Annotated in this window: 10 protein-coding genes and 1 pseudogene; 1 reads left to right on the top strand and 10 read right to left on the bottom strand. The window is 36.6% G+C overall.

Features of this window, described 5'->3' with window-relative positions; translation table 11 throughout:
* From GNE10_RS25835 to GNE10_RS25820, 4 genes are all read right to left on the bottom strand, one after another.
* On the bottom strand, positions 1 to 705 hold a 705-nt coding region (locus tag GNE10_RS25835), incomplete at its 3' end, for a TniQ family protein (RefSeq protein WP_185567972.1).
* Positions 706 to 716: 11 nt separating this feature from the next.
* Complete coding sequence (locus GNE10_RS25830; RefSeq protein ID WP_185567969.1) at positions 717 to 2,324, bottom strand: ATP-binding protein; 1,608 nt, start codon at positions 2,322 to 2,324, stop codon at positions 717 to 719.
* Positions 2,314 to 4,509 (bottom strand): DDE-type integrase/transposase/recombinase, encoded by a 2,196-nt coding sequence (locus tag GNE10_RS25825; protein ID WP_185567966.1) that lies wholly within the window; start codon positions 4,507 to 4,509, stop codon positions 2,314 to 2,316. Before GNE10_RS25825 ends, GNE10_RS25830 begins: the two co-directional genes overlap by 11 nt.
* Before the next feature lie 18 nt (positions 4,510 to 4,527).
* Positions 4,528 to 5,364 carry a TnsA endonuclease C-terminal domain-containing protein gene (locus GNE10_RS25820; protein WP_185567963.1) on the bottom strand — a complete coding sequence of 279 codons (837 nt, stop codon included), beginning with the start codon at positions 5,362 to 5,364 and terminating at the stop codon, positions 4,528 to 4,530.
* A 197-nt stretch (positions 5,365 to 5,561) separates the two neighbouring features.
* On the opposite strand from GNE10_RS25820, the gene GNE10_RS25815 reads away from it, so the two are divergent.
* The gene (locus tag GNE10_RS25815; RefSeq protein ID WP_185567960.1) at positions 5,562 to 6,236 is read left to right on the top strand and encodes a CopG family transcriptional regulator; all 675 of its coding nucleotides are present in this window, start codon (positions 5,562 to 5,564) and stop codon (positions 6,234 to 6,236) included.
* A 212-nt stretch (positions 6,237 to 6,448) separates the two neighbouring features.
* Here GNE10_RS25815 and GNE10_RS25810 read toward each other — a convergent pair whose 3' ends face one another.
* From GNE10_RS25810 to GNE10_RS25785, 6 genes and pseudogenes are all read right to left on the bottom strand, one after another.
* Positions 6,449 to 7,756, bottom strand: coding sequence for a hypothetical protein (locus GNE10_RS25810; RefSeq protein WP_185567957.1), 1,308 nt, complete (start codon positions 7,754 to 7,756; stop codon positions 6,449 to 6,451).
* A gap of 104 nt (positions 7,757 to 7,860) precedes the next feature.
* Positions 7,861 to 8,145: a helix-turn-helix domain-containing protein gene (locus GNE10_RS25805; protein ID WP_185567954.1), complete on the bottom strand. Its 285-nt coding sequence runs from the start codon at positions 8,143 to 8,145 to the stop codon at positions 7,861 to 7,863.
* Positions 8,138 to 8,449 (bottom strand): hypothetical protein, encoded by a 312-nt coding sequence (locus tag GNE10_RS25800; protein WP_221642995.1) that lies wholly within the window; start codon positions 8,447 to 8,449, stop codon positions 8,138 to 8,140. The genes GNE10_RS25805 and GNE10_RS25800 overlap by 8 nt, the downstream gene beginning before the upstream one ends.
* Positions 8,450 to 8,713: 264 nt before the next feature.
* On the bottom strand, positions 8,714 to 8,935 hold the full coding sequence (locus tag GNE10_RS25795; protein ID WP_185567951.1) for a hypothetical protein: 222 nt from the start codon (positions 8,933 to 8,935) through the stop codon (positions 8,714 to 8,716).
* 733 nt (positions 8,936 to 9,668) lie between these two features.
* A complete protein-coding gene (locus GNE10_RS25790; RefSeq protein ID WP_185567948.1) occupies positions 9,669 to 9,830 on the bottom strand; it encodes a hypothetical protein in 162 nt (53 codons plus the stop codon).
* A pseudogene (locus GNE10_RS25785) lies at positions 9,823 to 10,269 on the bottom strand (hypothetical protein); the annotation flags it as partial. The pseudogene GNE10_RS25785 and the gene GNE10_RS25790, both read right to left, overlap by 8 nt.

Genomic DNA, 10,269 nt, shown 5'->3' with positions numbered 1-10,269 from the left:
GTATAAGAGTTTAATGTAAATTATACGTATAGAATCTCCAAAAAAGATTGTATTTGGGTGCTTAAAAAGCCAATCAATATTATAAGCTAGCTGTATAAAATATTTAAAATTAGTATCTGTAAATTGTAAAGAGTTACTTGCCTGAAGAGTTACTGCTTTTTCTGCTAATATGAATCCAGTTCTGTAAGAAGATGCTCTTACCTCAATTTTTTGTAGAAGAATGTTATGTATTAGACAAATTTCTAACCCAGGAGCTTGATGTATACGATGCCAATAACACTCACCAAACTGCTTTTTATCTTCAAGCATACATTGGGAACAAAAATATAAATAATTTTTCTTTTCGTTTTTTTTAGAAATAAAAATCATCGATTTTAAAGGAATTTTTGGACTATTTTGTTTCATTGCATCTCGAACCATATTAATTAAATATGGTGGACAAAATGCACTATAAAATGAGAATAAAGTATGCTCATCAATTAAGCGATCTGCTGTGTAATGATTTGCTGGAGGTAAAGATGTAATCAAATAATCTAACCTAGTAGCTAAGTATAGATATACAAAAGGAGATGTAGAATAACAACTTTTTCCAAAAAGTTCTTGGTATAGGTATATTTTATGTTTATAACTCATTCGTTCAGAGTACCGCGCACAAACACTGTAAAATAATTCATCGGGATAAGGATCTGGAAACCAACCAAGCATTTTTCTACATCCTATAATTGGTACTCACTAACAGATTTTATATAACCTGCTTGCTTGAGAGCTTCATAGGCTGAAATTCCTGTTGAAGCTTTTTTAGCTACTATTTCTGGTAAAGTATCTTTTGAGTCAGTCTGTTTATTACTTCTCCTTGATTTATGAGTAGCTTTAATAATAATTGAAGTAGAGCTTATCTCTTCTTCTTTTGGTAGCTTTGAGTTTCCTAACTCTGATGATTCATGTAAGGTTTCAGTTTGCTTAATTTCTTGTGATTGACTAATCTTTGAATTAGATTTATCTTCACCAATCACACTAGATGAATCTTCATTTGCTAAACTCTTTATTCCTTCTTCTATAAAAGGTTCGAGATCAATTGGCTTAACATCCTCACAATCCATGAGCAGTCTCAGTCTTTTGTCGGCATCTGTCTCTTTCAAGGCATTCAGAACTTTTGTTGCAGTACGAAGACAATCTTTTGCAACTGACTTAATGATTGAAGTTGTAATTCTCTCTTTACCACTCGATATGGCTCGTAGTTGCGCCAGCATATAAAGCTTGGCAGCAAAATCTGTAATACCTTGGCATTCGTAATAAAGGGTGTGGCTTAACTCTGGTGTCAGTGGAGAGGCTATTTGTAAATATTGGTATCGCCAGAGAGATTTGACAAAAGTTTGCCAAGTTTCGTCCTCTTTCATTGTGTCCCAAACAAAATCTCCTTGACCTGTCCCCCGCCGTATCTGGCGAAACTCACTGCTTAAAACAGACCAAGCTTTATAAGTTCCCACCAAAATAACTGGCAGCCCAATGGTGTTAATTAGTTGTACAAAAAAGTTGAGCATTTTTTCGGAGCCACCACTTTTAGCTGAGCTAAGATTTTGGATTTCATCAATCACAAGCATTCCCAATGACTGGATTGATGCGACACGCGCCATATTAGGAATCATGTCATCTACGGTTTGGCGTCCTTTGGTATAGCTTGTGTAGTATTGTGTTCCCAATAGGTCATCAACCGCTTGGAAAAAGTTGATACAAAGACCTTTGATTGAACCATCATGAGGACAGTCAAGTTTTAGCCACACTATTTGTCTTAAAGTCAAGTTTTTATTAAGATAACGGCTGTGATTAATAATTTGCGGATAAAGCAACAGTATTTCTTCTACTCCAGTACTCTTGCCAATACCACTAAGCCCAATGATTGTCATGCTCTTTGCTCTTGAGCGTGAGGATCTAGGTACGAATCTATTGGGGTCAATTAAATCCAGTGAACGCTTAGTATTTTGCCAAAATTCTGGCAATATAGGATTTCTAGCTTGATAGCCTAACCTAATAATGCGCGAAATCCGCTGTTCTAAATCAATATGAACACCAAGGGGTGTAAAAAATTCTAGAGTATCTTGGATATGATGATAGCGTAAGTGAGCAGGCTGATTACGTATGTCTTCGCTGTAATGTGGAAACTTAGCCAGACCTTTTGCTGTCTCTGATTTCGTCAGAATTTTTGGTAAAGCTTCAATAAGTGGGTTACCACGATATTTGGGAATTTCTGGATCGGAATATATTGCATTAATTTCTTGTCCTGTGAATACTAAAAATCGAGGTTTATACATTTCATCATCGTTCATTTTTCCACATTCCTTCGATCACTTCATTTAACATTTCAATTTCTTCTGGTGCTGGTACATAGCCTTCATCAGCTTCTTGATACTGATTATTAACTTGTATTCTAGGCACTGTTTCTGGCTGTTCAGCAGTATTTTCAGACCTTAAATCACGAGCATTTTTATTTTGTTCATAATCTTTTTCAGCTTTTCGACTATTTATCATTCCTTTAACAAGAGACTGTTTAGACTTACCTTGACGAGCTTTTTCGGTTTTTTCTGTTGCATCTGTTTTAGACTTTTCCAGATAAGCATTCAACTCAGCTTTTGCCTGTCTTCGATTGTGTTGAGTATTTTGTTGTGCAAAGTTTTGCTCAGCAAAGTGATCCATAATTTCTTCTAGATTGCTGTCCAAAAAGGTTTTTGAAGCAGGAAGCATTTCACAAACTTCCATACGTTTCCCACCATCGACAAGCATATAGATTACCAAAGGCTTTCGAGGATCGTAAACAACTGGAACTTTCCAATTACCTTGAATTCCAGCCTTGATAAACCATTGCTCCCTCATAGCAGATTCACAGGTGTAACGCATACGGTTATGTAAATTAACCTCTTTGGCTCGGAAGCAAATCCCACGACGAGTAACGGTAGCATCTGCTCTGTGTAAAAGATTTAAACGAATAATTTCAAGTGTCTCCTGACGAGGACGACCGTGATTACGGATTCCCCATTCCCACAACTCCGATGGAAAAGGTTGCACACGATCTTCAATCATGTCCTTTGTCATAGGATACTCACTTAAATAGTGGTAATTATTGTAGTAAAGGATGAGCCGGATCATAATTGCTCGAAATTCATCGAGGGTATAAATAGCATCTAGTCGATAATCTTGCTCGCCTCTTTCCTTTGGTTTATGTACTGCTCCTGGTTGAAAATAAATAACCTCATCGTTAATTAAGCGGAACATCCTCTCTACAACAGGCTTCCAGTCGGGACGGTATGGTGGTGTGGGTGAGATTTCTATACCAAGACTTTTGAGTGCTTGTCTAGCATTACCGCTCAAGTATTCGGTGCCACGGTCGGTTTGAAGTAATTTACAAAGATGGTTACAAGGCCAATCTTCTGTTGTAATCGTGATACCAAATTCCTGGCAAAACTTGGCTTTATCTGTAGTTGCATTTTCCAGAGCTAGAGAAGCACCTAACCAACTTGGCCCTTCAAGAGCCGCGCTAAACCCTACAATACTTCGGGAAAATATATCTACAACTAAGTAGAGAACAGGTCGTCCAATTATGCGACTTCTGTCTAAAGAACTAACTAAGTGAATATCAGCTATTGTAGAGTCAATTTGCCAGAGCGCACCTGGAAAAGCAGCCATGTCAGTTGAGTTACCGAGTAGCTCTCGATAGCCGAGGTTAAATTTACGCTCACCTTCACGAGATATGAGTGATTTTTTAAGATCGCGGTCTTTATAATACCAATATTGAAACTGTCTCAAAGTAGGACATTGTTCAGGAGGTAAAAAAAGAGGAACTTCATTTCCATCTTTTTGTTTTATTTTTACAGAAAAACAATCCTCCAACATTTTCTGGTAAGCATCTTTGAGCGTTAATCCCTTCTTTTCATGATATTTTTTGCCACTTTGAACAATAATTAACCGTATATCTTCATTTATATTAATACCAGGAGGTTCACCTTTTAACTTAGTTCTTTTACTAGGAGCGCCTAGTTTTTTAGTGCTATTCCGTTTTTTCCCTTTTCCGCCACAATAATCATAATTGGGTAGAAGTGCATTTAGTTTTTGCCCTCTTTGCCAGTAGGAGCGCAATAATTGGTAAATTGTTGGCTTATTACTTCCTGTCAGTTCTATTGCCTGCTTAACTAGTAAACCTCGCTCGGAAGGAAAGAATGCTTTATATCCACTTTCAATAATTAAAGCGATTTTGTTCCACGCATTATCTCTAAAATTACGGTGGGTTTCAGGAATTAAATCTTCAGGACGATATAGATATGCATAGGGGTCAGTATCCAAAATAGAAGCTTTTTGTTCAGCTAATGCTGCTTCAATTTCTTCAACTCTGCGTAAAACTGGAAATGCTTTAGAATTATTCAGATCGATTGTGACTACATCTATTCCAGATGGGTCAATCCACAGTAGTCTGATAACGGTAAAAAGATTACTATCTTCATTCTGTAGTTCAATTAGCATATTCTCACATAAATTCATTTAGCAGCTCTTATTTGTTTCATATTCAAGGGAAGGAGTAGCCAAAAGTGCTAATTTCTTTCTAAATTGAGTTTGTAGCGGTTGGTTCATATCAATGAGCCATTTACGATTAGCGATTAGATGGCGAGCAACCGCAAGGCTACTGCCTGCTTCCAAGACAAGTCGCTCATCGCACTGAGCAGCTAAGTGACTTAGTGAAACCTCTCCCTGAATTACACCTTTAGCGAGTACGGCTGTAATTTGCCTAATATTTATTTCTGAAAGAGGTGAAAGGTTTTTAATAAAAAAGTAGTTGTGTAAAAATTCAATATTTTTAACCAACACCTCTGGAATATCTTGTTCAGTCACTATGCCCCAGTTGATTTTCCGGGACTCCCAATAACGACGTTCAATCTCAAACTTTTCCAGAACTCGCTGATTTTGTAATTGCCCTGAAGGCTTAACTGTTCTAGCTTGATCGATAATTCCTATACCTGTAGTTCCTGGAATAGTTACAACAAAGTCTGTGGTCATCACGTTAGGTTCCCCAGTATTCGGGTTGACTGGGTGCTGGTAACCACACTGTTTAGCAATATCTAAGGTTTCTTCGAATTCTAAAGGAAACTGCTCTCGGATGTCGATAATAATAGGCGACCATTCGAGTGCGTAAAAATAACGAAACTCACTCATGCTAAACAAGTGGTGTTCTCTTCGAGTTTTCCAACCCAAGCCTTGGACAGAAAAACCTTGAGAAGGAAAGTCTGTTATCCAAATTGCTGGTTTGTAATCAATACCACGACCTTGACCACAGCCCTCATTTAGCCGCTTGCTAACGTCCTTCCGATTTCTTTTTGCCATTGCACTGAAGCATCTAACAGTATTTAGAATATGTGTGTTAATGCGTATATTCTATATCTAGAATATACGCATTAACGTGTATTTTCTAATAAAAAATTTTAAATTTATTTGCAATTTATATAGGTGTGTAAACTGTGCGCTAGCTCTTATCATTGAGACAAAGTAGTATGTAAGTTTTTTGAGAGTGAGCGCGGCTAATGCCAAAAGGAAGTAAACGAGTTAAAGGAGTCCCAGAACTACAGGACGAACTGAAAACACGAGTGAACCTATCCCTGACCCCCACAGCTATAGCCAACCTTGATGTTATGGCTAATGAAAGAGGAATATCAAAATCGGAGTTGGTAGAACGAATTGCCCGACGACAAATACCTTTAAAGGATTACAGCGACCCTTTAAGAGATGCTTCAGTAGCAGATCTGGTAGAACGTATGATTAGAGAATTACCTCCGCTTGATATAACTGTTTCCACAGTAAAATTTATTCCATTCAATAATCGAGAAGAATTGCCTAACTCTCCTGGAGCATTTTTAATAACTGATTGGCAATTTGAATATAATGATTTTACTAATGATCTGAAAGAAAGATTAATGGATGAAAAGCTTATAAAATCTTTATTAGAAGTGTTTAAGGAGAAAGAAGATAATATATTATTGTTCTGGATTGAGTGTAATGATGCCAGATTATGTAAAATTCTTCAAAAAGAACTTCAAAGCGTGTTTAAGGGTATTAGAGAAGATATAATATCCCAATCTTTGTCTAGAGAATTGCAGAAAAAAAATTTTAGTCAAAGTAATGAACAACTTTTTAATGACTTGTATGCTTACCTCAACCATATAGCTAGCACTGGTAAGAAAATAAAGTTAACGATGTAGCAAACGCTATTACAAAAAATTTGTAATATCGATATCAGCAACTTTGCTATTTTTGATGTCTTCTTCATAATTTAGACAACTATTAGAAATTTATCTATTTAATCCTCCCAATAAACTGAGACGCATTTAACTTTTTAAGCTGAAAACCTTACAGTAAGGCTTTTAGGCTTTTAAAAGTACAATTTAGATACGTAACAGCACAGTATTCTAAGTTAGCCTTTTGTGGTAGCAACACTCAGTGTCTGCTCAATCGATTTCAGTGCTGATTGAATATCTGTATTGAGACTATCTGCTTCAGCTTTAATTACAACCACACCCTTGCTAACTTCTGCTAAAGATTTTTTGATAGTTCTGATTCTTCCCAAAGCTGTGCGAATTTGCTGAATTTGTTGTTCAATAACAGCCACATCTAGCTCTGATTCAAAAGTACGTAATTTATTTAACCTTTGCTGAATCACCAAAAACCGGATAGCAATAATTAAAAATGGATGGGTTGTGGCTATCCAATAACCTGACTCAGAAACTCCCTCTGCCCAATCGCCAATTTCCTGCGCTAATCCCTCACGAGAATAACTTAAAAAAATTGCCGAATTTGCAGAACGCCGTACCATTGCTGATTGTAAATGTTGAGTGATTGCTTGGCGACCAAAAGGTTTTGAGGGTCGGCTTCTAACTTCAATCACTATTGACAGTTCTATTGCCACAAGAGATTTATTTGTTAATTTGACCAGAATATCGCCAGTATCTCCATCCTGACCAAGATGCTCCACCTCTGCTCCACTCAACTTCGACCAGTGTTGTAATTCAGCAACGACTAATTGTTCGTAAGTAATGCCTTTTGCAGTTGTCTGCTCAAGTACTTGTTGTCTTACCTGTTGATCTCGAATTTCCCTAGTCAGTTTTTCCACTTGTTCAGCTAGCGGTTTGACCGAATCGGAAACCACATTTTTAACTGCTACTGCCAGAGTACCGTTTTCCTTAGTCGCATTTATTAATGCTGCTTTAAATGCCCCTTGAATAGAATCAGAACGTTTAGCATCTAAGAGTTGACGTAATGAATTCAGAAAGCGGCCAACAACAGAAGTTTCTCTTGCGGGGTCTATTTCCTGTGTCAGCAAGGTGCTAACGTTATTCAGTTTTTCAGTGAGGACAGCCGAAGTCAGATTAATTTGATTTTGTAGTGGAGCTAATAATTGTCCATTGTCTGTCCCGACTTGATTAATTAATTCCTGCCCAAAAGACTCAGCAATTATTTTGACTGCCTGCTGAAACTCCACCAATAAAGATTCCATCTGCTGCTTAATTAATTCATTGCTATGACGAGTTTGAGCAGTTTGCAGGCAAAGAAATCCTAGCTCAAAAGCATCCAGGCAAATACCCTCGTATTCTGACTGGGGAAATTGTTGTAAGTAACTGATGCCATTTTTAAGAGGGATCGCCAAGCGATAAATTAGGACATGACTTTGGGTTAATTCAATATTAGAGGGCAGGTAATAGGAGTCATCAGTGGAGAGGTTCATGAACAGTAAATAGGCTGGTGACGATAAATTGCACCCTACTACCTATTTTTTATGTGGGTCAAGGTGATGGAGAAAAGTTTTGTCAATTTGCAAAAACTGAAGAATTAATTTCGTGGTTGAGAATTATGCCACTGTTCCAACAGAGGGTTAATTACTTCGGCATTGGCGAGAAGAAAATCAGCCACAGCCATAATTCTCTGGTAAGGTAATCCAGCTTCTCGGCGGCTGGCTTGTCCGCCTAACCAGTGATAAGCCGTCGATTTAGAGATGGCACAAATTTTTGCTAGTTCTTCGTAACCCAATCCCCAACGGTAACTAAAGTCTTGGGGAGACATGAACATTTGGTTATGCAGTTCTAGTAACTGCTCAGGTATTTGAGCTTCAGGCATGATTACCCCGAAGCCTTTCCAAAGATGATTTATCTAAAATTTCGATATCTTTTTCAAAAGCGAAGTCGTAGGTACAAGTGTCACGAGAGGGGCTGCGCTCATCTAAAAAAACTAAATAGTGCAAGCCAGTAGCAATACAACTTGCTTGCTGTGTGTAGATCACTCCGATAACACGACCAAAGTCACCGTTGGGTACTTGCCACCAGCGTACCCATTCACCGAGACGAAATTTCTGCTGAGGTAATTCACTGGGTATAACCTCTGGCATTGCTACTGGCGGTATTTGAGGAAAAATCTCAGGCATAAAAATCTACTTAGTTGCTGATTAACCAAGAACAGCAAAGACTAGGAAAATTCCGTTTTGTAAATGGAATTTTTCCAGATGGTGAACAATCCTTACCCATACCAAGGGTAAAACTCACCTGTTTTTCTTTGAATCACAAAACTAAACCGTCTCAGCTTGATTGCAGGCCAATACCGGAGTAGGTTGTTATTAGGTTGTTATCATCAATCATATTTTACTCGTTTTTTATGGTAAAGCATTTCTCTATACATGGAAATTTTTGATTTATTTATGTTTTTTGTAGGGTGCTACTGCTGATACCTGTTGTAAAAGCTCTGTAATTGTCGGCTGAATATCCTCTAGCTTGATGGCTATAAGATTAATGGTATGAGCGACTTCGATAATTTGTAGTACTGCATCTGGTCGTTTCTCAAATTGAGAACCCCAGTTCTTATCGATTGTTTGGTACGAGTAGACCCCAAAGGTTGCTTCTGTGAGCGTTCTCACGCACGCGGCTCTATACCCTCTTTTTTCTGGCTTTGGGCTTTTAACGTACAAACGGCAGTATTCCAGTGGTTCCATTGACGGTTTATTCTGATTACGTCAATTAATGATTTTGTCGCCTGTAGTGCCGTAAATAAACCCATTAAAAATGGTAATAATTTAAACTAATTTTATTTTTCTTAGAGTAACCTCAAACAAAGTTTTGGAAAAGCGATCAGGCAGTGTGGCCGTGAACTAGATTTGTTGCAAGAACACCTTGTAGAGTAAGCTGAACTTGACCGTACTTATATTTTCAACTTGGTAGGTAAGATGTGAGCTAAATTCCTCACTGAAAGTAATTAAAAAGCTAGCAAATAATTTTAATATATCTATTTCTATGCTGTTCATTAATTCCAGTATTCAATTAGAGGATGACAGATATAAGGATTACTAAGGTATTACAAATTTCATTGTAATCTTTAAACAAGATTGAATAGTTTTGTTTCAAAATAAGGCATAAATTCAGAACCTATGCAAATAATTCTTAGCAGAGGTATTTTAGTACAGTATTAAATTATTTAATTGATAGTAATTTAAACTAAATTAGCATTAATAATTTTTATTAAATACTAATTAAAAAACTAGATTGCTTTTCTAGTCTTGAGTTTCAGTTGGCAGAAAAGCTATTAAATAGTTTCACTACTATATAATTCTTTCGCTAAATTCTGCCAGTATATTTTACGGCTTAAGATTATTTCTATGATTTATTAGAAATTTTCTCAACTAATTTATTCCAAAAATTTCCTTCAGTGTTTTTTTGATTAACATCTTTATATATGTAAGTTTTTGCACTACCGTCCGGAATGATATCAACTAGCTCTCTTTCATGCTTAGTAATGTTTGGAAATAATTTAGACATTATTTTTAATTCTCCAAATCCATTTGACTGCTTTGCTTCTAGCTATTATCCAATCTAATGCGTCACTATGCAATTTATTATCTTCCATTTTACTTAAATCTGATACATTTTCTGTATCTATTGCTAGCAAACCCGCAACTGAACCATTTTGAAATGCAGAGACTACCAAAACTCCCTTAATATCCCTATTTATTAAGTTAGAGTTATCACTATTTAATGAAACGTATGTACTAGGTAAATTATTATTATTAGATACATCAATAAATTCTATTTGATGTTTTCTAGTCTTCAAAAAAGTATATCCTAAAACACCTTCATTAAGTTCAAAAACTGCTGTTCGCTCTTTATCAGGAATATTATCTGTTTTACAAACCATCTGTAATTTCCAGTTACATAAGCCATCTCTTATAGGTACAAATATAGATAATCTGATATTATC

The organism is Nostoc sp. 2RC (assembly GCF_014222165.1).
GTDB lineage: Bacteria > Cyanobacteriota > Cyanobacteriia > Cyanobacteriales > Nostocaceae > Nostoc > Nostoc linckia.
Note: the sequence above shows the minus strand (reverse complement) of the source record. Positions and strands in the feature narration are given on the sequence as shown.

What these genes read in the sequence shown, in the direction of transcription:
- GNE10_RS25790 (WP_185567948.1), bottom strand. Translation starts at nt 9,830, where the DNA reads ATGTCTAAATTATTTCCAAACATTACTAAGCATGAAAGAGAGCTAGTT.
- GNE10_RS25800 (WP_221642995.1), bottom strand. Translation starts at nt 8,449, where the DNA reads ATGCCTGAGATTTTTCCTCAAATACCGCCAGTAGCAATGCCAGAGGTT.
- GNE10_RS25805 (WP_185567954.1), bottom strand. Translation starts at nt 8,145, where the DNA reads ATGCCTGAAGCTCAAATACCTGAGCAGTTACTAGAACTGCATAACCAA.
- GNE10_RS25825 (WP_185567966.1), bottom strand. Translation starts at nt 4,509, where the DNA reads ATGCTAATTGAACTACAGAATGAAGATAGTAATCTTTTTACCGTTATC.
- GNE10_RS25820 (WP_185567963.1), bottom strand. Translation starts at nt 5,364, where the DNA reads ATGGCAAAAAGAAATCGGAAGGACGTTAGCAAGCGGCTAAATGAGGGC.
- GNE10_RS25810 (WP_185567957.1), bottom strand. Translation starts at nt 7,756, where the DNA reads ATGAACCTCTCCACTGATGACTCCTATTACCTGCCCTCTAATATTGAA.
- GNE10_RS25815 (WP_185567960.1), top strand. Translation starts at nt 5,562, where the DNA reads ATGCCAAAAGGAAGTAAACGAGTTAAAGGAGTCCCAGAACTACAGGAC.
- GNE10_RS25830 (WP_185567969.1), bottom strand. Translation starts at nt 2,324, where the DNA reads ATGAACGATGATGAAATGTATAAACCTCGATTTTTAGTATTCACAGGA.